Origin of the sequence: Aequorivita sinensis, from assembly GCF_006346335.1 — a bacterium.
Taxonomy (GTDB): Bacteria; Bacteroidota; Bacteroidia; order Flavobacteriales; family Flavobacteriaceae; genus Aequorivita; species Aequorivita sinensis.
In genome coordinates, this window is sequence record NZ_VDMC01000015.1 from 25,471 (window position 1) to 46,462 (window position 20,992).

Here is a 20,992-nt window from a genome sequence, read left to right on the forward strand (position 1 = left end):
TGCAAAAATAGGCATAAATATAGTGCCTAAAGTCTGCTAAAGTTAAAAAGTACTTAAAGTTGGATCTCTCCATACTCTAAGTACTTTGTCCTTTAACAAATATTAAGTGTTTATTACTTCTTTAATTATATAGTTTTTTGATTCTTTTTTGCTTCTAAGAATCAACTCTCCTAAGAATCCTGCTAGGAAAAGTTGTGAGCCTAGCACCATCGCGGTTAAAGCTATAAAAAACTCTGGACGTTCTGCTATTAATCTACCAGTCGGGTTTAAGAACAGCTTGTCTATACCTAAATACAGCGCAAAACAAAACCCGATAAATAACATTAAAGCCCCCCAAGCTCCAAATAGGTGCATTGGGCGTTTGCCGAAGCGAGATAAAAACCAGATGGTTATTAAGTCTAAAAATCCACGAATAAAACGTTCAGCGCCAAACTTTGTAGTACCGTATTTACGAGCTTGGTGAATAACTGGTTTTTCTGAAATTTTAGTAAAACCTGCGTTTTTAGCCAAAACTGGAATATAACGATGCATTTCTCCAGTTACCTCAATGCTTTTTACAACGTCTTTTTTATACGCTTTTAGTCCGCAATTAAAGTCGTGTAACTTTACGCCTGAAGTTTTTCGAGCAGCATAATTAAATAGCTTTGAAGGTAAATTCTTACTAATTACAGAATCGTAGCGTTTCTTTTTCCATCCTGAAACTAAATCGAAACCTTCTTCGGTAACCATTTTGTATAATTCAGGAATTTCTTCAGGACTATCTTGTAAATCGGCATCCATGGTGATGATTACATCGCCTTTTGCCATAGCAAAGCCAGCGTGTAGCGCTTGTGATTTTCCGTAATTTTTTTGAAATCGAATACCTTTTACGTCCGAATTTTCAGATGAAATTTTCTCGATTATATCCCAAGAACCATCAGTACTTCCGTCGTCGATAAAAATTAGCTCGTATGCGAAACCATTTGCTTGCATTACAGTTGTAATCCAGCGGTAAAGTTCATTAAGAGACTCTTCTTCGTTAAGAAGTGGGATGACTATGGAAATATTCATTCAGTAAATTAAAGTTGTGGTGGGTTTTTCTTTAAAATCATACCTGCAACAAGCGATATTATGAAACCGAAAAACAAAGTTGCTAAAATCCCCATCGCCGACATAATAGTAGGGGTCATAAATTTAGCTGAAATTTCAAGACTATTTTCCATTTGCTCCTGAGTCATATTTGGGAAATCAGTAATCATTTGCTCTCTAGAGAAATCTAATGTTTTCTGGATAAAATCAGGATCTATATAATTGATGAAAATATAATTGAAGATAACTGATATAATACCTGCAACAAGGCTAATTGCTAGTCCTGTTTTTAAAGCTTGAGCGATAGTAAGAAACCCAGCATTATCATTTTTAAACGCTTTAATTCCGTAAACAAGTACACCTATAGATATTACTAATTGTAGAATGGTAAGCCACCAAGGTCTATCTATATGTGCGTCAAGAACAAACGATATAACTTGTAATACGATTGAAAGTAAAGCTAAAAGCACCCCGAAGTTAAGAGCGATTTTTTTTAATGATGCGGTTTGATTTTCCATAATTATAAATTGGTTTAAAAATCTACCAAAATTGGTGGTAGAAAAGGTTCGGTTTGTTAGTAAACAAAGATAGTAAAACGTTACATTTGCAACTGAATTTAGTGTGAATTAAAAAAGTGCAATATTTTGTTGCTATTTTCTAATTATTGATTAAATTTGCAAACTCAATTCCGAAAGGTCGGAAGAGTCCATTTATAAAAAATAATATTACAGAGATGAAAAAAGGTATCCACCCAGATAATTATAGAGTAGTTGCTTTTAAGGATATGAGTAACGAAGAAATTTTCCTTACTAAGTCAACAGCTGATACTAAAGAAACTATTGAAGTTGATGGTGTTGAATATCCTTTAGTAAAAATGGAGATTTCACGTACATCACACCCTTTCTACACAGGAAAAGCAAAACTTATTGATACTGCTGGACGTATTGATAAATTCAAAAACAAATACGACAAGTTTAAAAAACCTGCAAAAGCAGCAGAAAAAACTGAAGAGTAGGTTTCGATTCAATTTTAATATTGATGCTGATACAGGTCAGAATCATTTATTGAAATTAGTCAATCCACTCTAAATAGATAATTTACAAAAGCCTTCGAGAAATCGAAGGCTTTTTTGATTTGTTATATTTAATTGACTCTTGCAGATTTTTAAGTAAAATTGGTTTTGTATTTTTACTGCTACGATTTTTAAAGAATCGCAAACCTAATATCGAAAATCTAAAATCAAAATGAACTATATTCTTTTCGACGGAAACGTCCGCAATCAACTTTTACCATTTACTTTTACCCGACCAGTAGCCGATATCCGAGTTGGAATTTTAACCATTCGTGAAAAATGGGAGCATTATTTAGGTTTTACTACAACAACAGTAACTGAAGATTATCTTTCAGATAAATATCCGTTTTTAGAGTTAGATAAGAACATTTTTATAAACGCTTCTTTTCTGCCTTCACAAAATTTAGTGAATATTATTAAAAATTTAGAGGAGAATCAAGCCGTATTTTTTGATGATGAACCGCTTGCTTTTTTCACTTCGGATGGTCAAGAAGTAGATTTTAATACCTATGACGTTATCCAATACGAGCACAAAGATGTGTTACGAATTGAAAACACTTGGGATATCTTTTCTAAAAATGGCGAAGCGATAAAACGCGATTTTGAAATGCTAACGGAAGGAAGACAATCACAACCAATCCCGGATGGCGTTTGGGCAAAAAATCCAGAGAATATTTTTATTGAAGAAGGAGCAAAAGTTGAGTTTTGTACACTAAATGCATCTAATGGTCCTATATATATAGGTAAAGAAGCCGAAATCATGGAAGGTTCGTTAGTTCGTGGTCCCTTTGCACTTTGCGAACACGCGACTTTAAAAATGGGCGCTAAAATATATTCAGATACAACTATAGGTCCACATAGTAAAGTGGGAGGTGAGGTGAGTAACTCAGTAATTTTCGGTTTTTCAAATAAAGGTCACGACGGGTTTTTAGGTAATGCTGTTTTAGGAGAGTGGTGTAATTTAGGTGCCGATACTAATAATTCAAATTTAAAGAATAATTACGCTGAAGTTCGTCTATGGAATTACGAAACAGAAGGATTTGCAAAAACAGGGTTGCAATTTTGTGGTTTAATGATGGGGGATCACAGTAAATGTGGTATCAATACAATGTTTAACACAGGAACTGTTGTAGGTGTAAGTGCAAATATTTTTGGCAGTGGATTTCCACGAAATTTTGTGCCAAGTTTTAGTTGGGGTGGAAGCAGTGGTTTTACAACTTATAAAACAAGTAAAGCTTTTGAAGTAGCTAAAGTAGTAATGAGTCGTAGAAATATTGAGTTTACTGAAACAGATGAAAAAATATTAGAACACGTATTTGAAGAAACAGCAAAGTGGAGAAAGGATTAATAATAAAATAAGAAGTAAATAATTGCACTTAATATTATAGTCATTACGCCGCCAAAGATCACAATTAACCGTTTTTGGCGGCGTAATTCGTTTTCTTTTAATTGCTGTTTAAAAGCCACAAACTGAGCAGGAGACATTTTTTTATGATCTACAATTTTCTTTGAGTTAGAACTTTTAGAATCAACATCTTTTTCAAAGTAACTTTTTCGTTTGACGAGCTGCTTCGCATTATTGCGAATAGATTGAATCATCCCTGAACTTCCAAATCCCATTTACTTTTCTTTTTTGACCTTTTTTAAAATTAAAAAGTTCTGAGGATTAATGCCTAAACCAGAAACTTTATTATTTACAAAACGTACAGCCATATCGTAGAACAACGGCACTACAGGTGCTTCCTCAACTATAATGGAGTCCATTTTTGTGTAAAGTAGTTTGCGTTCGTCAATATTTGAAACAGAAAGTGAGTTTACATAAAGACTATCGTACACTTCATTTTTAAAGTGCATATAATTTGGCCCATTAGGTGTGAAGTTTTGGCTGTAAAAAAGCGATAAATAGTTTTCAGCATCAGGATAATCTGCAATCCAACTACCTCGGAAAATATCAAGTTCTCCACTGCTTCTCATTTGTCTAAGGGTGGAAGGAGGCATCACATCTATGGTTACGCTTATCCCAATTTTCTCTAATTCCCGTTGAACGTATTCACATATATCAAGATATTGACTGTTTGTACCAATGGTTATTTCAGGTTTAGAATCGCCGGTTTCTGTTTTGTACTGTTCTATTAATTGTTTTGCTTTTTCAGGTTGGTAAGTATATCCTTTTATTTCTTCATAACCTGGTAGCCCTTTTGGGATAAAACCGTGAATGGCAGGAATACCCATTCCGTTTCGTAAATAGGTAACCATTTTTTCACGGTCGAAACCGTAATTTATGGCTTGGCGTAAGGCTTTGTTTTGTATTTCGGTTGTTTTGCTCCCTAGAAAAATACCTAAGTATTCTGTATTTAAATATGGCCCCGTAATCATGTAAGCCATATCGCTATATTTTGACTGCAGTTTTCCTTCGGTAGTTAATAACTCATCTTTATAGCTTCCATCTAAACCGGAGATAAAATCTAATTTACCTTGAGCAAATTGCAAGAATTCACTTTGTTTATCGGGAAGAAATGTAATTGCAACAGCTTCAAGATAAGGGAGTCTTTCTCCATTTTTATCACGCTCGAAATAAAGCGGGTTTTTAGTAAAAACTAATTTTACATTTTCTTCCCACATCTTAAATTGAAAAGGACCGGTGCCTACAGGATTTCTTCTAAATTCATTTCCGTAATACTCTACAGCTTCTCTAGGGACTACAGAACAATAGCGCATTGAAAGCAATCCAAGAAATGCAGGAAATGGTTTTTTTAAACTTATTATTAGAGTTGAGTCGTTTTCAGCTTTATAACTTTTTACGTTATTCATAACCCAGCTTCCAGAAGAGGCAACGCTTTCATCCAACAGTCTATCGAAGCTATAAACAAAATCCTCAGCTACTACTTTTCTTGTATAGCTCTTTGAATTTTGGGTTCCTTCTTGTGCAAAAGCTCTATTCTGATGAAAATAAACATCTGTACGAAGGTGGAAAGTATAGGTGTTGGTTGAATCGTCAATAGTCCAACGCTTTGCAATGTCGGGTTTAATATTTAATGAATCATCTAGTTGTACTAAGCCATTGTAAAGTTGATTATCTGGCCAAATTGCTTGCGGATTACGAGCAAAAGCAGGATCTAAAGTGGGAATGTTTCCGTGTTCATTATAGCGAAATACAAGATGATCACGTTCTGTTTCTGCTTTATTTTGGCAAGAAAGAATTGAAAATATAATTGTAAAAAATAAGAGAGCTCTAATCATAACTAAATGTCACCATGAATGCACGAATATAGATGTTTATTGCCTTTTTTAGGGATTAAAATGGGAGAAATCAAAGTGGTGTTTAAGATTTGATTGAAGAATAGAATTTTCTGATGTATTAAATGCGACTGAGTCTGCAGCTTTTTTTAATTCAATTTTAAGATTTAAATCCACTTTTTTGCAAATGCTTCTGCTATTGTGTTCCTTTCTTCACCTAAAGTAATTGCTCTTTTCTAAACATCAAGGTTTTCAAATCTAAAGCTCATGAACTTGCTTTTTGCAAATATAACTCAGCTTTGTGTACACAATTAAACCTAAAATCATCCTTCAACCCCCGCATCCATCATCTACTAATTAAAACAGAATACCGTATATTTGCCGTAATAATTTTCATGATGGAAAAAAATAAGAAAGTCGCCTTCTACACCCTAGGTTGTAAATTAAATTTCAGCGAAACTTCTACTATTGCGAGAGGTTTTGAAGGGGAAGGATTTGAACGTGTAGATTTTTCAGAAAAAGCTGATATCTATGTGATTAATACTTGTAGTGTAACTGAAAATGCAGATAAGCGTTTTAAAACCATTGTAAAACAAGCGCAGAAAGTTAATCCGGATGCATTTGTTGCTGCGATAGGGTGTTACGCACAACTTAAACCACACGAATTGGCCGATGTTGATGGTGTGGATTTGGTTTTGGGAGCTACTGAAAAGTTTAAATTAACATCATATTTAAACGATCTTTTATCGCGTCCAGAGCGCAGTAGGGGTGCGGGTGAAGTGCATTCATGCGAAATTGAAGAGGCAGATTTTTATGTGGGATCTTATTCTATTGGAGATAGAACTCGTGCTTTTTTGAAAGTTCAAGATGGGTGTGATTATAAATGTACGTATTGTACAATTCCTTTAGCTAGAGGGATTTCAAGAAGTGATACTTTAGAAAACGTTTTAAAGAATGCTTTTGAAATTTCACAACAAGGAATTAAAGAAATTGTTTTAACTGGAGTAAATATTGGGGATTACGGGAAAGGTGAGTTTGGAAATAAAAAACACGAACACACATTTTTAGATCTCGTAAAGGCATTAGATGAGGTAGAAGGGATTGAAAGACTGCGAATTTCTTCTATAGAGCCGAACTTACTTAAGAATGAAACTATTGAGTTTGTTTCAAAATCGAGAACTTTTGTACCTCATTTTCATATACCGCTTCAAAGTGGAAGCAATGATATTTTAAAGCTTATGCGTCGTAGGTATATGCGTGAGTTATATACTGAAAGAGTGTCAAAGATTCGCGAAGTTATGCCAGATGCTTGTATTGGTGTTGATGTTATTGTTGGTTTCCCAGGAGAAACAGATGAGCGATTTTTAGAAACGTACCACTTCCTAAACAATTTGGATATCTCGTATTTACACGTTTTTACTTATTCTGAAAGGGATAATACTCCTGCTGCCGAAATGGAAGGTGTTGTACCTAAAAAGGTGAGAAATAAGCGCAGTAAAATGTTGCGAGGTCTTTCAGCTAAGAAGAGAAGAGCATTTTATGAAAGCCAGCTTGGGACTACGCACACCGTACTTTTTGAAGGAGAAAATAAAGAAGGCTATATTCATGGGTTTACTGAAAACTACGTAAAAGTAAAAGCACCATGGACTCCTGAATTGGTAAATACATTACAAGAAATCACACTAACAAAAATTGATGAAGATGGATTAGTGAGGTTTGAGAATGTTGTACATGAAGTTGCAAATACAACACTTTAAGACATTTAAATTTCTAAATTGGAATATAATAAAAAGAGTTGCGCTAGCATTTTTAAAACGCTAGCGCAACTTTTTTTATTCGGGTTATATATTAATTCCTACAGGAAGTAATGATTTGTATTTTCTACGATTTTTACGCATAAATCCAACAATCTCAGGGCTTGTAGGCACTAAGCTTATTTCTCTGTCTTTTACTTCTTTAAAAACAGCTTCAATAAAAACTTCACGATACCCTTTTTCTTCTAACTCTTGAGGCATTTCGTATTTTGTTAGGAATATTTTTCGGTCTTGAAGTGCGTATTCAATACGCGCCATTTTGCCTTCGATTTCAAGTTCAAATTGTCTTAAAAATTCGTTGTCGGTAATTGCTACATCTTCAGTCATACAGAGTTATTTAAGTATTATATCAAGAATTATTATGTTTGTTAAATATCTTTACCACCACAAATCACAGAATAGAATGAGGTTTTAATAAAATCTTATTTAAGTTGGTTAGAGTTGTTTTCAAAGTAACCTATTGTAAGAAATATAATTAGTTTAACAGATCCTTCGCAAGAATGATAAATTGGTATGTGTAAATTTACGAAATATCTTTGGGCTTTACCATTTTCTTCTTAAAAGACTTATGAGTTATCAAAAAAATCACATTTATTTTGTTCCAGGAATGGCCGCTGGAGCCGAAATCTTCAAAAACCTTACATTTCCGGATAATTATGAAACACACGTATTGGAGTGGCTTATTCCTGAGAAAGAGGAATCGCTAGCAGATTATGCTAAGAGGATGGCTAGTCGTATTAAAGTGCCAGATGCGATTCTTATTGGTGTTTCTTTTGGAGGAGTAGTGGTGCAAGAAATGTGCAGTTTCTACACTCCTAAAAAAATAATAATAATATCTAGTGTTAAAACAAGCAAAGAACTTCCGCGTAGAATGAAATTGGCTAGTCTAACAAAAGCTTATAAATTAATTCCTACAAGTTTAGTGTTAAGTGTAGATGATCTAACAAAACTCTCTGTAGGTCCAAAATCTAAAAAACGATTAACGCTTTACCAAGAATATCTTCACGTTCGAGATAAGCGATATTTAGATTGGGCATTAGAAAAAATGATTACGTGGGATAACACAGAGGCAAGAGAAGGGATTATTCATATTCACGGTGAAAAAGACCCTGTGTTTCCTATTAAATATATCAATGGCTCAATTATTATTAAGGGGGGAACTCATATTATGATATTAAATAAAGCAAGAAAAATATCAAAAATACTCTACGAACTTATTAAAGAATAATAGATTCTTATTTTCTGAAGGTTTCTTATTTCAGTATCTTTAACGAAAATTATAACATTATGAAATTGATTAGTAAAATAGGTTTAGGAGTTGTGATTTTAGCAGTAAGTGCTGTTAGTATCAATGCTGTTCAAGACGCTCAAACAGATGAAGGTTTAGAGAAAAAGATAATAAATGATTACAATGTTTATGCATTGCCAATTCCAGAAAAATTGGATTTTGCAGGAGAAGAAGTTCCTTTACACAATCCTGATATTCGAGAAAGAATAGATAGAGAATTACTTGTGAACGCATATTGGCAATCTAATGGTTTGTTGCTCTTTAAAAGAGCAAATAAGTATTTCCCGTTACTTGAACCATTATTGGAAAAGTATGGATTACCGGATGACTTTAAATATTTAGCAGTAGCTGAAAGTGCTTTGGAGTATAAGAGTTCTCCTGCTGGCGCTAGTGGTATTTGGCACTTTATGAAAGGTACAGGTTTGGAATATGGACTTGAAATTAACGATTACGTGGATGAGCGTTACAATTTAGAAAAAGCTACTATGGTTGCAGCAGAATACCTTAAAAAGTCTAAAAAACGTTTTGGGAGTTGGACTATGGCAGCTGCATCTTATAACGCAGGTGTAGGAGGAATGAATAAGCAAATTAACAGACAGAAAGAAACTAGTTACTACGACTTGCTGTTAAACGATGAAACGAGTAGATATGTGTTTAGGATAATTGCTATCAAAGAAATTATGAGTAACCCTAAGAAGTATGGATTCAATTTTAGAGAAAAGGATTTATATCAAACGATTCCCACTTACAAAGTAATGGTTGATACTCCAGTTGAAGATTGGGCTGAATGGGTTAAGCCTTATGGTATTAATTATAAAATTTTGAAAATTCACAATCCTTGGCTTAGAGATACATATTTAAAAAACGCTTCAGGAAAAGAATATTTTGTTGAAATTCCCGAAAATGGTTATTATCAATAACATCAATAAGTAGTAAAACTAAAAGGAACCCGTAAAATAACTTTACGGGTTTTCTTTTACCACTAATTGTTGATTATCTTCAACATTGAAATTTTTAAGTAGGGTAATTCCGTTTAAGAATGAATTAAAATTTAGTTGATAAGAAATCTCATATTTTTCATTGTAGGGGTGGAGTGTACCTCTACGAACATCGACTATGCGTTTATTTTTGTCCATAAAAAATGAAGTAGGGAAGCCTAAACTGTGCTTCATTACTTCAATAATATGGTTGTTCGTGTTTTCTTTTTCGTCTATATATATGATGTTTATATTTTTTGAGTACGCTTTTGCAACCTTGCGGACATTTTCTTTTGAATCCCAAAACAGAATAACAAAATCAATAGTGTTTTTGTTTTCTTCAGCGATTTCATTCAATGCAGGGATTTCACCTGAACCAGGTATACACCAAGAAGCATAAGTCATTAAAAACATTGGTTTTTCGAACTTATGAAGTTGAGTTTTCCTTCCCGATAATTTTCTAACCTTAAAGTTGTCTAAATAGCTACCGGTAACTACGTGCTTTATGAGGGAGTCAAATAAGAAGTCCGCACGTTTAAAATCCTGATCGTAATACGCTTTTTCGGAATTTTTCGTGTATTTTTTAATGTTCTTTCCAATCGCTTCAGATAAATAGGTGTGTTGCTCAACCTGTGATTGTGCGAAGAAAGAAAATAAAAAGAGGAGATATAGTAGATTTCTACCCATAAGCATTTGCTTTGCTTAAAGGTAATGAAAAAATAAAGTTTTAACAATATAATTGAGTTAAGTTCATTTATATTGTTAAAACTTAAAAGTAGTTTGTTTGCTTGTGAGGGTTTAGAAGCGTCTTCCGCCTCTTCCACGACCGCCTCCAAATTGTTGTCTTGGCTGCCCCATTTTTTTCATTTGCTGTTTCATCATTTTAATCTGATCGTCTAGCATATTGTGTTTATCAAGTCTTTTTGCTTCTTCCATGAGCTTTTCAGCGTCTCTCTTGCGGTTTTTTGTCATCGCTATTCCAGCAAGATTCAACTTTGTCATTGCCATGTCTGCGTCCATATTTAGACCTAAAGTTTCAGCTCTTTTAAAGTATTTTTCAGCCTCAACCATATTGGTTTGGGAAACCATCAACCCGTTTAAGTAGTTGTAGTAGCCTTCTTGTTTAGGAACTAATGCGCTTGAAGGGTTTTTAATTTTATCTAGCCAACTTTTGGCACCCGCAAAATCTTGTTTACGCAGTCTAAGAAATGCAAGTAGGATAATTTCATTTTTAAAATATAGAAAAACGAATATTAAAGAGAGGAGAATAAGCATAATTCCATTTCCAATATTTGTTTCTGTAAATTGCCATACTGCTGCTCCTATAATTAATGCAGCTAAAACTAGTTTTATGTTTTTGTTGAACATTTTATAATGATTTGTAAGTTATCGTAGATGTTAGGGTAGTCGGTATTTTTATGTTATTCATTTCCAAAGCAATAGACACTCCTTCTAGTTGCTGAGTAACGGTCATCGTTTCAATGAATCCAGTAGCTGTGTTTGTAATAGCTTTTGTTTTTTGATTGCCAGACAATTCCATAATTACAGAATCCTCAGTGGTATTTAGTTTAATTATCGCATCAGATTCAAGGTTGATGTTTGTTTTTGAGTAATTCATCAACGTCCAAGTGTTATTTGCTGTAAAATCACCAGTGTAAGTGTTTTCCCAAGTTTCATTAGTTTTTACTGACTTTTCAGGATAAATAAATGTAAACTGTTGCATGCTTTCAACCATATCGTGGTTGTTAAACTCCTTTTCAACACTTTTTCTAATCATTGCTTTGGTGAAATCATCTATATCTTCAACATTATTTATCATACCTTCAACAAGGTTTTCAGTTCCAGTAATAGATTCTATTTCACCGGTTGGCAATAATATCATTTGAAACTTTGGTCCCACTAAGCCCTCAAAAATTTTTGCTTCAACATCGTCCTCATTTGCAGGAATACTAGTGTTAATATCCGTTAACACACCATATAGATTGGAGTCTATTTTTAATTTGAAAGTTTCAAAGTTAACATCCAACACAAATTTACTACCTAAAACATTTACAACTTCCATCTTAAAAATTCCGTATAAGGTATTGGTCATAAGGTGTTCGTTATCGTCAATATTTTGAGTTATATTTTGAATAGCGTTTTGCTCAATCATAAATACATCTCCCTTTTTAAAGTTGTATTGGATTATTTCTTGTGCAGCTACATTGTGTAAGCTTACAAAACTTAAAAAAAAGACTAAGTAGTAGATTGATTTCATTGGTTGAAATTATGAGAATTTGTAAAGGCCGACAAAGGTATGAAAAACAAATAAAAATAAATTGATATTTAGATTTGGGAAAATAAAAATTGATTGTATATTTGCACCCGCCTAAGCAGATAAAAAGCTATGGTAAACACGCCCACTTTAAGTAAAGTGGTATTTAAAAAAAAATATTACAGAAGTTAAAGCATATTAAAATGAGCAAAAGAACATTTCAGCCATCAAAGAGAAAAAGAAAGAACAAACACGGTTTTAGAGAGCGTATGGCTTCTGTAAACGGAAGAAAAGTATTAGCTGCCCGCAGAGCGAAAGGCAGAAAGAAACTTTCTGTTTCATCAGAAGGCCGTCACAAAAAATAATGTTTATAAGTTATAAATAAAAAGGTGTTGTTTATCTAAGCAACACCTTTTTTTATACCCAAGAGCGTCGTAATTTTGCGGCACTAAATAAAACCTTTTAAAAAATGCCTAAAAATCCCTCCATTAAATCCGTTTTAATTATTGGTTCTGGGCCTATCGTAATTGGACAAGCTTGTGAGTTCGATTACTCTGGTTCGCAAGCCTTACGTTCTTTGCGTGAAGATGGTATAGAAACTATTTTAATTAACAGTAACCCAGCCACAATTATGACCGACCCTTCAATGGCCGATCATATTTACTTACTACCCCTTACCACAAAATCACTTATAAAAATTCTAAAGGAGCATCCTCAAATTGATGCAGTATTGCCAACTATGGGTGGGCAAACAGCATTAAACTTGTGTATTGAAGCCGACGAAAAAGGAATTTGGAAGGATTTCAATGTAAGACTTATTGGTGTGGATATAGACGCTATAAATATTACTGAAGATAGAGAGCAGTTTAGAGAATTGATGGAGAAGATTGGTGTTGGTATGGCACCACAGGCCACTGCAACCTCTTATTTAGAAGGTAAGGAAATAGCTCAGGAATTTGGTTTTCCTTTAGTTATTAGAGCTTCATACACTCTTGGTGGGGCTGGAGCGTCTATTGTTCATAAAGAAGAAGATTTTGACGAACTATTATCGCAAGGTCTAGAAATATCTCCAATTCACGAGGTAATGATAGACAAAGCTTTAATAGGCTGGAAAGAATACGAATTAGAATTGTTACGTGATAATAACGACAACGTTGTAATTATCTGTACAATTGAAAATATGGATCCAATGGGAATCCATACGGGTGACTCTATTACAGTTGCACCTGCAATGACACTAAACGATCGCACTTTCCAAAAAATGCGTGATATGGCAATTCATATGATGCGTAGTATCGGTGATTTTGCCGGTGGTTGTAATGTGCAGTTTGCAGTTAGCCCAGATAATGATGAGGAAATTATTGCAATTGAAATCAACCCTCGTGTTTCACGTTCATCTGCCTTAGCTTCTAAAGCAACAGGTTATCCTATTGCTAAAATTGCTACAAAACTTGCGATTGGTTACCACTTAGACGAATTAAACAACCAGATTACTAAATCTACTTCAGCTTTATTTGAGCCTACTTTAGATTATGTAATTGTGAAAATACCACGTTGGAATTTCGATAAATTCGAAGGTTCTGACCGTACTCTAGGGCTTCAAATGAAATCTGTTGGAGAAGTTATGGGTATTGGCCGATCTTTCCAAGAAGCACTTCATAAAGCTACCCAATCTCTTGAGATTAAACGAAACGGAATTGGAGCTGATGGAAAAGGATATACCAATTACGAGCAGATTCTAGATAAGTTGAAAAATGCTAGCTGGGATCGTGTTTTTGTGATTTATGACGCTATTCAAATTGGAATTCCATTAAGTAGAATTCACGAGATCACTAAAATTGATATGTGGTTCCTTCGTCAATATGAAGAGCTATTCTTGCTTGAAAAAGAAATTTCTAGTTACACTTTAGATACACTTCCAAGAGAATTGTTATTGGAAGCTAAGCAAAAAGGTTATGGGGATCGTCAGATTGCTCATATGTTGAAATGCTTAGAAAGCCAAATCTATACAAAACGTGAGGAGATGAATATTCAACGCGTTTATAAATTAGTAGATACTTGTGCGGCAGAATTTAAAGCTGAAACTCCTTACTATTACTCAACTTTTGAGAATGATATGCAACGTGAAGGCGAGAAGCCTTATGCTGAAAATGACAGTATAGTAACCGACAAAAAGAAAATTATTGTTCTTGGTTCAGGTCCAAATAGAATAGGGCAGGGTATTGAATTTGATTACTGCTGTGTGCATGGTGTTTTAGCTGCTGCAGAATGTGGATATGAAACAATAATGATTAACTGTAACCCAGAAACTGTATCTACAGATTTCGACGTTGCTGATAAATTGTATTTCGAACCAGTTTTTTGGGAACATATTTACGATATTATTCGTCATGAAAAACCTGAAGGAGTAATCGTTCAGTTAGGTGGGCAAACTGCACTGAAACTTGCTGAAAAACTTGACAGATATGGAATCAATATAATTGGAACAACATATCAATCACTTGATTTGGCTGAAGATCGTGGAAGTTTCTCAAAACTTTTACAAGAAAATGATATTCCTTATCCAAGGTTTGGAGTAGCTGAAACTACAGATCAAGCGCTAAAACTTGCTGATGAACTCGACTTCCCATTGTTAATTCGTCCTTCTTACGTGTTAGGAGGTCAAGGGATGAAAATTGTAATCAATAAACAAGAATTAGAAGAGCACGTTGTAGATTTACTTCGTACTATTCCAAATAATAAATTACTTCTAGATCATTATTTAGATGGTGCAATTGAAGCCGAAGCAGATGCAATCTGTGATGGTGAAAATGTATATATTATAGGGATAATGGAGCATATAGAGCCTTGTGGAGTTCACTCTGGAGATTCTAACGCAACATTGCCTCCGTTTAATATTGGAGAATTTGTGTTACAGCAAATAAAAGATCACACAATTAAAATTGCGAAATCTTTGAAGACTGTAGGACTTATAAATGTGCAGTTTGCAATAAAAGATGATGTAGTTTATATTATTGAAGCAAACCCACGTGCATCTAGAACGGTTCCATTTATTGCGAAGGCTTACGGCGAACCTTATGTAAACTATGCTACTAAGGTAATGCTAGGTCATAATAAAGTAACTGATTTTGACTTTAACCCAAAACTTGAAGGATTTGCTATTAAGCAACCTGTGTTTAGTTTCAATAAGTTCCCGAATGTAAATAAGCAACTAGGGCCTGAAATGAAAAGTACAGGAGAGAGTATCTTGTTTATTGATAGCTTAAAAGACGATGCTTTTTACGATTTATACGCAAGAAGAAAAATGTATTTAAGTAAATAGAACCTGTATTCTTCTTTAATATCTATTTTTTATGTTAATTTTTTTGATTAAATTAGATTGTTAACCCGTCAAGTCAAACTTTTATGAATAAAATTACTTTGTTCTTATTTTTTTTAACCGTAAACATTCTCACTGCGCAGAATGTTGTGGAAATTCCATGGGGACAAGGGATTAATGAATCTGTTGCAAGTCCTACTATAGAAGTTGGTGATACAGTTTTGTGGACTTGGAAAGATAATTCTCAAAAAAGTGTTACTAGTATTTACGGAGGAAGTGAAGAATTTGATAGTGGGTTATTAACCGATTCAAAAAGCCGATTTTCATATACCTTCAATAAAACGGGTGTAACCGAATATCAAAGTCACGGTAATTCGACATTACGCGGCAAGGTAACGGTAGTAAATAAACTTTCAACTGAAGATAAGTTTATTAAAAACCTGAACTTTTATCCAAATCCAGTAAAAACAGATTTGACTATTGCTTCAATTTTTAAAGTAGATAGTTATCAAATTTACAATGTTTTAGGATCCTTAATTTCTGAAGGAAAAGGAGGGAGTAATTACGTTCAAGTGGATATGAGTAGACTAAACAGTGGGTTTTATTTTCTGAAAATAATTTCAGGAAGTATGCAAACAACTTTGAAGATTGCTAAAAAATAGACAACTAAAGATTAAATAATTAAAATTCGCCTCAGTTTAATTTCGGTTAAAATGGGGCGAATTTTCTTTTTCTACTTTCGTAATGAAATATTTTGTGTCTCCCCAAATAGCAAACGAAGCATAGCGTTCGATATAGGTTACCTTAACGTAGCTGCCCTGATATTCTTTTAGCTTTTCAATAACTTCTTTGTCTTTGTCTAAAACAGAAAAAGAAAATATTTGAGCGCCGCTTATACCTTGGCTAATCTCACCTTCCCAAGTTTTTATCGCCACTCCACGATTGCTAAATTTTATTAACTCTCCGGCACGAGTTCCTTCACTATACGGTACATAGTACAAAAATGCAAAGTATAATAAAAACAATGCCGTTAGACTTCCTAGAATTATGAATAGAATTTTTTTCATTCAATAAATGTACATAAATTTTGTGTGGACTAAAAGAGGATATTTGTCAAAAAAATATAGTGCTATTTAACATTACCGCCTTAATTATTCCTCAGAGTTTTTCAATAATTTTTGATCAATATTTTTACTTGTAATCGCGCCAAGCTTTTTTAGCTTTTCAACTCTTCTCACTAAATTTCCTTTTCCTTCAAGTTTTACCAAAGCATTGTCAAATGAGCCTTGAACAGTGCCTAATTGCCGTTTTATCTTGTTTAGCTCATCTAGCAGACTAACAAACGAATCATAAAGTCTACCGGCTTCTGTTGCTATCTCAAGAGTATTTTTCTTTTGGTTATCGTTCTCCCATAAGTTTTCTACTAATCGCAAAGCGGCTAATAGAGTAGAAGGGGTAACAATCATAACTTTTCGTTTAAAAGCTTCTTGGTACAAATTTTTTTGATTGGCAACTGCAATTGCAAATGCTGGTTCAATAGGAACAAACATAAATATGGTGTCTGGGCTATCATTAATAGCGTGATAATATTTTTTCTCGCTTAGGGTAATGATGTGTTTTTTTATGGACTCAATGTGTTTTTTAAGGTAAACAGGTTTTATTTTTTCATCTTCTTCTGAAACATATCTTTCAAAATCGGTAAGGGAAACTTTACTGTCGATTATCATTTTCTTACCATCCGGAAGATGAATGATCACGTCGGTTTGCAATCTGCCACCATCAGGATTATCATGGCTGTCTTGAATTGTATATTCGCGACCTTTCTCTAAACCAGACTCTTCTAAAACCCTAGATAAAATCATTTCACCCCAATTCCCCTGAATTTTCGAATCGCCTTTTAATGCTTTAGTAAGGTTATCGGCTTCTTGACTTATTTTTATATTTTGTTCATTAAGTATTTGAAGTTGTTTCCCTAATTCTGCATGTGTTTTTACAAAATCGATATTGTTTTTCCCAACTTTCTCTTCAAATTCCTTAATTTTTTGATTCAATGGTTTTAGTATTCCTTCAATATTTTCTTTGTTGGCTTCAGTGAATTTTTCGGTTTTATCAATCAAAATTTTATCGGCTAACACAGAAAATTTAGCTTCAAAATCCTTCTCGAAGTTTTTGAAACGTTCCTTTTCCTTATTCAATTCGGCATAAAGTGCATCGTACTCTGCACTTTGACGAGATAGCTGAATGTTCAGCTGTTCCTTTTCTTTTTGTAGAAGTTCTTTCTCAGACGTAAGGTTATTTAATCTTTCGTTTAACTGATCTTCTAGCTTCTTAGCATTTTGAAGTCTTTCTTCAATTTTACTAGTTTCAACTTTGTTTTTTAAACGAGCAAAATAGCCACCAATTAGTGCTCCAATAAATAGACAGGATACTCCAATAAATAAGAATACAAGGGTTTCGTTCAATTTTGTAGAATTAAGTTATTATGAAAAGGATGTTTCAGTTTTTTTTGATTTTGAATAAAGATAAGAAGTTAAAAGCTAATCGGAAATATTAAAACTCATTAACTTTTAATAATAAAACGCCCTGTTTCTCTATCAAAATCAATGGTTTCTTTTGGAAATAAAGCATCGAATTTCCCCGATTCAATTAGTTTACACGGACTTTCAAAATGGTTTTCATCTTTTGCCATTACCAACATTTTATCTGTCAGCTGAATTGCCAAATCTATTTCGTGGGTAGAAAAGAATATCGTTTTTTGGGTTTCTGAAGCTAGTTTCTTTAATAATTTAAGAACATAAGCACGATGATAGATGTCGAGGTGTGTTGTTGGTTCGTCTAGAATTATTATAGGTGTATCCTGCGCTATAGCTCGAGCTATTGCCACTCGTTGCATCTGTCCATCACTTAGTTCAAAACATTTTCGATGGGCTAGAGTTGTGGTTTCAGTTGCTTCTAAAGCAAAATTTATGGCATTTTTATCTTCTCTTGTTAGCGTGCCAATCCAATTGGTATAAGGTTGCCTACCTAGGGAAATCATTTCTAAAACTGATAAATTTTTAGAGGCTGGAGCTTCAGTTAACACAACACTTAATTCAGTTGCAAGCTCAAATGAAGTATAGCTATTAATGTGTTTTTCATTCAGAAACACATCGCCTTTTAAAGGGTTTTGCATTCCAGTTAATGTACGTAAAAGTGTAGATTTTCCAATGCCATTTGCACCTACAAGTCCGACTAATTCACCTTTTTTAATTGAAAAGTTAATCTCTTTAGCAATAACAGAATCGCTCTTTTTGCTGGAGTAGCCAACAGCAAGATTTTTAGCTTCTAAAATGATATTTTTTTCTACTGAAGCCATTAAAAAAATAATTTTCGTTTACGAACTAAAAGCCAAATTACCACCGGAGCGCCTATTAATGAGGTTATTGCATTAATTGGTAAAGTGAACTCGCTAAAGGGTAATTGAGCAATAGTGTCGCAGATTAACATTAACAAACTCCCACAAAGTAAAACAGCCGGAAGTAAAATTAGGTGATTTGAAGTTTTATAAAACTGTCGCACCAAATGTGGTACTGCTAAACCTACAAAGGCAATCGGACCAACAAAAGCCGTAATTCCACCTGCCAAAATACTTGTTGCTAATATGATTATAAAGGTTGTTTTTTTAATGTGAATTCCCATACTTTTCGCATAGTTTTCTCCTAATAATAGTGTGTTTAAAGACTTACTACTTATGATGCTTAAGATTAGCCCAGCTAAAAAACAAATGCTTAATATAGTTACACCTTGCCAAGATTGATTTCCTAAGCTGCCAAACGACCAAAATATATACTGCTGTAATTGCTCTGCATTACTAAAGTATGATAATACCGAAACTACTGCAGTAGTTACACTCCCAAACATAAGACCGATAATTAAAATAGCCATAGTATCCTTTATTCTAAATGTTACAGCTAGCACAGCCAACAACACTAAAAAGCTACCTAAAGCAGAAGCGATAACTAAGCTCCATTGACTTAGTAACATTGTTCCAAAAAAGCCTCCAAATGCACTTGCGCCTAAAATTAAAATAGCAACTCCTAAGCTTGCTCCACTGCTTAAACCTAAAACAAATGGACCTGCTAGAGGATTTCTAAACAAGGTTTGCATCAACAATCCCGAAATTGCTAATCCGCCTCCTGCTAGCATTGCGGTAATTGCTTTTGGGAGTCGATAATCAATTAGTATATATTCCCAAGTAGCTTTTGTTGAGCCATTTCCAACGAATACCGAAATGATTTCTGTAAGTGGAATTGAAACAGAACCCATACTCAAATTCACCAAAAATGCAGCGAGCAGTATTAGTAGAAGTACCAAAAAATGAATTCGATATGATGGCGAAGTCTGCATTAATTTAGTTTATCGAAAAAATGAAATTTATGATTTGGCAACATTTCAGGGTGTAGAATTTTAATCAAATCCTTTAATACTAAATCTGGTCTATTTGGAGCTAATTCGTAATAAATTACACCTCCCTTTTCACCTTTTTTCATACTATAGGAATATACTTCCCCAGTTCTATAGGCTTTGAATTGGGTATAAGCTTTACTGCCTTCTTTTAATTCTTCTAGAGAATTAAACTGCGCTGGACCAATCCAAACATCTGCTTCAATACCTTTGTCTAATACCGATTCTAAACTTAAAGAAAGGCTTCCAGTTCCCTCAGAATCTATCCAGAGGTAATCTCCGTAAGCATCTCTTATAAACTGTGCTCCCCAACTATTTCCCTGTGGCATATACCAAACATCCTTGTACATAGCACCACTAATTACGGTAGGCTTATTTTTAGCTTCAGAAGCTAAACTTTTAGCTGAAATATATTCCGATTCAATTTTACTGAAAATGCTGTCGGCTTCTTTTTCTTTGTTGTAAAGTGCACCAAAAAACTTTATCCATTCAGCTTTTCCTAAAGGAGAAACCTCTGTCCAGTCTGAATTATAAAGAACAGGAATTCTTGCATTTTGTATTGTTGAAAACGCAGAGTTATTACCATCAACAGCAAAACCAATAACAGCATCGGGAGAAAGATCGATAAGGATTTCAGTGTTTATGTCTTCGTTTTTACCCAACTCCTTAATTTCATTGTTTGCAATTCGGTTTCTAGTCTTTTCCGAAGAGATATAGTTTAAATTAGGAAAACCAATCAAAGAATTTATTTCTCCTAACATTTCTAAGGAGGGAATGTGAGTAGTAGAAGTTACAACTATTTGCTTAATAGGAATTTCAACCACTGCATCATAGCTTTCTGGATTTGGAAGGGAGGCATTTCTCTCAACTAAAGCATAGGTGAAAGTTTTATCTGTTCCTGGCCAAGGATTTTTTAAAGTAATTGTCTTATAACCTTCGAATGCTTTAATTTCAAAGCCCTTAGCATATTTTACTTCCAGCTTTTGGCCTTCAACTAAAACACCTTCTATAGATTCTTTAGTTTCATTTTTACAAGAGATTAATACTATAGTGAAAAAGAGTAAAACAATATGATTTTTAAAACTTGGCATTATTGGCTGTTTAATGTTTTTGAGATGCGCAAAGGTATCACAAAGTTGTAGAAAGAATCAATAGCTCACTTTTTAAAATATTATTCAGAAATGCCAATCCTTAATCTTTACAGTAATTTCTTTTCAACGCTGAAATTAACGACTATCTTTGCATCGAATTTTGGTGAGCATATATAAAAGTGCTCTTAAAAGGGAAATAGGTAAACGATTTTAATGCTTTTTATTCGAATGTTTAATTCGACATTATAAAAAAATCAATAATCCTATGCTGTTCCCGCAACTGTGAGTCGGCCTTGATACAATTTGAGGCGTGCATACTTCAAAACCACTGTCTTGATAATTTTTAGGATGGGAAGGTAGCACAAAAGACAAGCCAGGAGACCTGCCAGATTCATAACATAAAAACATCAAACTTTCGGGATAAAGGTT

The 20,992-nt window shown here is 33.9% G+C and carries 21 protein-coding genes and 1 riboswitch; of the genes, 8 read left to right on the forward strand and 13 right to left on the reverse strand.

The annotated features are described in order from the left end of the window. Window positions 1–102: 102 nt before the first annotated feature. Both FHP04_RS12320 and FHP04_RS12325 read right to left on the reverse strand, forming a co-directional pair. Entirely contained in the window at window positions 103–1,050 is a 948-nt protein-coding gene (locus FHP04_RS12320; protein ID WP_139856441.1) for a glycosyltransferase family 2 protein, read from the reverse strand. 8 nt (window positions 1,051–1,058) lie between these two features. Continuing rightward, entirely contained in the window at window positions 1,059–1,586 is a 528-nt protein-coding gene (locus FHP04_RS12325; protein ID WP_139856442.1) for a DUF4199 domain-containing protein, read from the reverse strand. A gap of 215 nt (window positions 1,587–1,801) precedes the next feature. Here FHP04_RS12325 and FHP04_RS12330 point away from each other — a divergent pair, with 215 nt between their 5' ends. Beyond that, a complete protein-coding gene (locus tag FHP04_RS12330) occupies window positions 1,802–2,083 on the forward strand; it encodes a type B 50S ribosomal protein L31 (protein WP_139856443.1) in 282 nt (93 codons plus the stop codon). Between the two features lie 229 nt (window positions 2,084–2,312). Beyond that, on the forward strand, window positions 2,313–3,488 hold the full coding sequence (locus FHP04_RS12335) for a GlmU family protein (RefSeq protein WP_139856444.1): 1,176 nt from the start codon (window positions 2,313–2,315) through the stop codon (window positions 3,486–3,488). Here FHP04_RS12335 and FHP04_RS12340 read toward each other — a convergent pair. Both FHP04_RS12340 and FHP04_RS12345 read right to left on the reverse strand, forming a co-directional pair. Next, window positions 3,485–3,760: a hypothetical protein gene (locus FHP04_RS12340; protein WP_139856445.1), complete on the reverse strand. Its 276-nt coding sequence runs from the start codon at window positions 3,758–3,760 to the stop codon at window positions 3,485–3,487. The genes FHP04_RS12335 and FHP04_RS12340 overlap by 4 nt on opposite strands. Further along, window positions 3,761–5,380 (reverse strand): ABC transporter substrate-binding protein, encoded by a 1,620-nt coding sequence (locus FHP04_RS12345; protein ID WP_139856446.1) that lies wholly within the window; start codon window positions 5,378–5,380, stop codon window positions 3,761–3,763. Window positions 5,381–5,775: 395 nt separating this feature from the next. Here FHP04_RS12345 and mtaB point away from each other — a divergent pair, with 395 nt between their 5' ends. After that, window positions 5,776–7,134, forward strand: a complete 1,359-nt coding sequence (gene mtaB, locus FHP04_RS12350; RefSeq protein ID WP_139856472.1) for a tRNA (N(6)-L-threonylcarbamoyladenosine(37)-C(2))-methylthiotransferase MtaB — start codon at window positions 5,776–5,778, stop codon at window positions 7,132–7,134. A gap of 84 nt (window positions 7,135–7,218) precedes the next feature. Here the strand turns inward: mtaB and FHP04_RS12355 are convergent, their stop codons facing one another. Next, the gene (locus FHP04_RS12355) at window positions 7,219–7,518 is read right to left on the reverse strand and encodes an N-acetyltransferase (protein WP_139856447.1); all 300 of its coding nucleotides are present in this window, start codon (window positions 7,516–7,518) and stop codon (window positions 7,219–7,221) included. A gap of 241 nt (window positions 7,519–7,759) precedes the next feature. Here FHP04_RS12355 and FHP04_RS12360 point away from each other — a divergent pair, with 241 nt between their 5' ends. Next, the gene (locus tag FHP04_RS12360; protein WP_139856448.1) at window positions 7,760–8,419 is read left to right on the forward strand and encodes an alpha/beta hydrolase; all 660 of its coding nucleotides are present in this window, start codon (window positions 7,760–7,762) and stop codon (window positions 8,417–8,419) included. Window positions 8,420–8,478: 59 nt separating this feature from the next. Further along, a complete protein-coding gene (locus FHP04_RS12365) occupies window positions 8,479–9,399 on the forward strand; it encodes a lytic transglycosylase domain-containing protein (protein ID WP_139856449.1) in 921 nt (306 codons plus the stop codon). Between the two features lie 42 nt (window positions 9,400–9,441). Here FHP04_RS12365 and FHP04_RS12370 read toward each other — a convergent pair whose 3' ends face one another. The 3 genes from FHP04_RS12370 to FHP04_RS12380 form a co-directional block, all read right to left on the reverse strand. Beyond that, window positions 9,442–10,143 carry a TlpA family protein disulfide reductase gene (locus FHP04_RS12370; RefSeq protein WP_139856450.1) on the reverse strand — a complete coding sequence of 234 codons (702 nt, stop codon included), beginning with the start codon at window positions 10,141–10,143 and terminating at the stop codon, window positions 9,442–9,444. A gap of 111 nt (window positions 10,144–10,254) precedes the next feature. After that, window positions 10,255–10,824: a DUF2892 domain-containing protein gene (locus tag FHP04_RS12375; protein ID WP_139856451.1), complete on the reverse strand. Its 570-nt coding sequence runs from the start codon at window positions 10,822–10,824 to the stop codon at window positions 10,255–10,257. Window position 10,825: 1 nt separating this feature from the next. Continuing rightward, window positions 10,826–11,713: a DUF6263 family protein gene (locus FHP04_RS12380; protein ID WP_139856452.1), complete on the reverse strand. Its 888-nt coding sequence runs from the start codon at window positions 11,711–11,713 to the stop codon at window positions 10,826–10,828. A 200-nt stretch (window positions 11,714–11,913) separates the two neighbouring features. Between FHP04_RS12380 and rpmH the strand changes: the two genes are divergently transcribed. From rpmH to FHP04_RS12395, 3 genes are all read left to right on the forward strand, one after another. Next, window positions 11,914–12,075: a 50S ribosomal protein L34 gene (gene rpmH, locus FHP04_RS12385; protein ID WP_139856453.1), complete on the forward strand. Its 162-nt coding sequence runs from the start codon at window positions 11,914–11,916 to the stop codon at window positions 12,073–12,075. 104 nt (window positions 12,076–12,179) lie between these two features. Beyond that, on the forward strand, window positions 12,180–15,032 hold the full coding sequence (gene carB / locus FHP04_RS12390; protein WP_139856454.1) for a carbamoyl-phosphate synthase large subunit: 2,853 nt from the start codon (window positions 12,180–12,182) through the stop codon (window positions 15,030–15,032). Window positions 15,033–15,115: 83 nt separating this feature from the next. Further along, entirely contained in the window at window positions 15,116–15,691 is a 576-nt protein-coding gene (locus tag FHP04_RS12395; protein WP_139856455.1) for a T9SS type A sorting domain-containing protein, read from the forward strand. Window positions 15,692–15,727: 36 nt separating this feature from the next. Here the strand turns inward: FHP04_RS12395 and FHP04_RS12400 are convergent, their stop codons facing one another. The 5 genes from FHP04_RS12400 to FHP04_RS12420 form a co-directional block, all read right to left on the reverse strand. Beyond that, complete coding sequence (locus FHP04_RS12400; RefSeq protein ID WP_139856456.1) at window positions 15,728–16,096, reverse strand: 6-phosphogluconate dehydrogenase; 369 nt, start codon at window positions 16,094–16,096, stop codon at window positions 15,728–15,730. An 84-nt stretch (window positions 16,097–16,180) separates the two neighbouring features. Continuing rightward, complete coding sequence (gene rmuC, locus FHP04_RS12405) at window positions 16,181–17,491, reverse strand: DNA recombination protein RmuC (protein ID WP_139856457.1); 1,311 nt, start codon at window positions 17,489–17,491, stop codon at window positions 16,181–16,183. A 98-nt stretch (window positions 17,492–17,589) separates the two neighbouring features. Continuing rightward, a complete protein-coding gene (locus FHP04_RS12410; RefSeq protein WP_139856458.1) occupies window positions 17,590–18,384 on the reverse strand; it encodes an ABC transporter ATP-binding protein in 795 nt (264 codons plus the stop codon). Continuing rightward, window positions 18,384–19,415, reverse strand: coding sequence for a FecCD family ABC transporter permease (locus FHP04_RS12415; protein WP_139856459.1), 1,032 nt, complete (start codon window positions 19,413–19,415; stop codon window positions 18,384–18,386). The genes FHP04_RS12410 and FHP04_RS12415 overlap by 1 nt, the downstream gene beginning before the upstream one ends. After that, window positions 19,415–20,563, reverse strand: a complete 1,149-nt coding sequence (locus FHP04_RS12420; RefSeq protein WP_139856460.1) for an ABC transporter substrate-binding protein — start codon at window positions 20,561–20,563, stop codon at window positions 19,415–19,417. Before FHP04_RS12420 ends, FHP04_RS12415 begins: the two co-directional genes overlap by 1 nt. 144 nt (window positions 20,564–20,707) lie before the next feature. Further along, a riboswitch (cobalamin riboswitch) is annotated at window positions 20,708–20,967 on the forward strand. Window positions 20,968–20,992: the final 25 nt, after the last annotated feature.

Bases quoted from the DNA above. Each gene is read 5' to 3' on its own strand.
- FHP04_RS12320 (WP_139856441.1), bottom strand. From the start codon at position 1,050: ATGAATATTTCCATAGTCATCCCACTTCTTAACGAAGAAGAGTCTCTT.
- FHP04_RS12325 (WP_139856442.1), bottom strand. From the start codon at position 1,586: ATGGAAAATCAAACCGCATCATTAAAAAAAATCGCTCTTAACTTCGGG.
- FHP04_RS12330 (WP_139856443.1), top strand. From the start codon at position 1,802: ATGAAAAAAGGTATCCACCCAGATAATTATAGAGTAGTTGCTTTTAAG.
- FHP04_RS12335 (WP_139856444.1), top strand. From the start codon at position 2,313: ATGAACTATATTCTTTTCGACGGAAACGTCCGCAATCAACTTTTACCA.
- FHP04_RS12340 (WP_139856445.1), bottom strand. From the start codon at position 3,760: ATGGGATTTGGAAGTTCAGGGATGATTCAATCTATTCGCAATAATGCG.
- FHP04_RS12345 (WP_139856446.1), bottom strand. From the start codon at position 5,380: ATGATTAGAGCTCTCTTATTTTTTACAATTATATTTTCAATTCTTTCT.
- mtaB (WP_139856472.1), top strand. From the start codon at position 5,776: ATGGAAAAAAATAAGAAAGTCGCCTTCTACACCCTAGGTTGTAAATTA.
- FHP04_RS12355 (WP_139856447.1), bottom strand. From the start codon at position 7,518: ATGACTGAAGATGTAGCAATTACCGACAACGAATTTTTAAGACAATTT.
- FHP04_RS12360 (WP_139856448.1), top strand. From the start codon at position 7,760: ATGAGTTATCAAAAAAATCACATTTATTTTGTTCCAGGAATGGCCGCT.
- FHP04_RS12365 (WP_139856449.1), top strand. From the start codon at position 8,479: ATGAAATTGATTAGTAAAATAGGTTTAGGAGTTGTGATTTTAGCAGTA.
- FHP04_RS12370 (WP_139856450.1), bottom strand. From the start codon at position 10,143: ATGGGTAGAAATCTACTATATCTCCTCTTTTTATTTTCTTTCTTCGCA.
- FHP04_RS12375 (WP_139856451.1), bottom strand. From the start codon at position 10,824: ATGTTCAACAAAAACATAAAACTAGTTTTAGCTGCATTAATTATAGGA.
- FHP04_RS12380 (WP_139856452.1), bottom strand. From the start codon at position 11,713: ATGAAATCAATCTACTACTTAGTCTTTTTTTTAAGTTTTGTAAGCTTA.
- rpmH (WP_139856453.1), top strand. From the start codon at position 11,914: ATGAGCAAAAGAACATTTCAGCCATCAAAGAGAAAAAGAAAGAACAAA.
- carB (WP_139856454.1), top strand. From the start codon at position 12,180: ATGCCTAAAAATCCCTCCATTAAATCCGTTTTAATTATTGGTTCTGGG.
- FHP04_RS12395 (WP_139856455.1), top strand. From the start codon at position 15,116: ATGAATAAAATTACTTTGTTCTTATTTTTTTTAACCGTAAACATTCTC.
- FHP04_RS12400 (WP_139856456.1), bottom strand. From the start codon at position 16,096: ATGAAAAAAATTCTATTCATAATTCTAGGAAGTCTAACGGCATTGTTT.
- FHP04_RS12410 (WP_139856458.1), bottom strand. From the start codon at position 18,384: ATGGCTTCAGTAGAAAAAAATATCATTTTAGAAGCTAAAAATCTTGCT.
- FHP04_RS12415 (WP_139856459.1), bottom strand. From the start codon at position 19,415: ATGCAGACTTCGCCATCATATCGAATTCATTTTTTGGTACTTCTACTA.
- FHP04_RS12420 (WP_139856460.1), bottom strand. From the start codon at position 20,563: ATGCCAAGTTTTAAAAATCATATTGTTTTACTCTTTTTCACTATAGTA.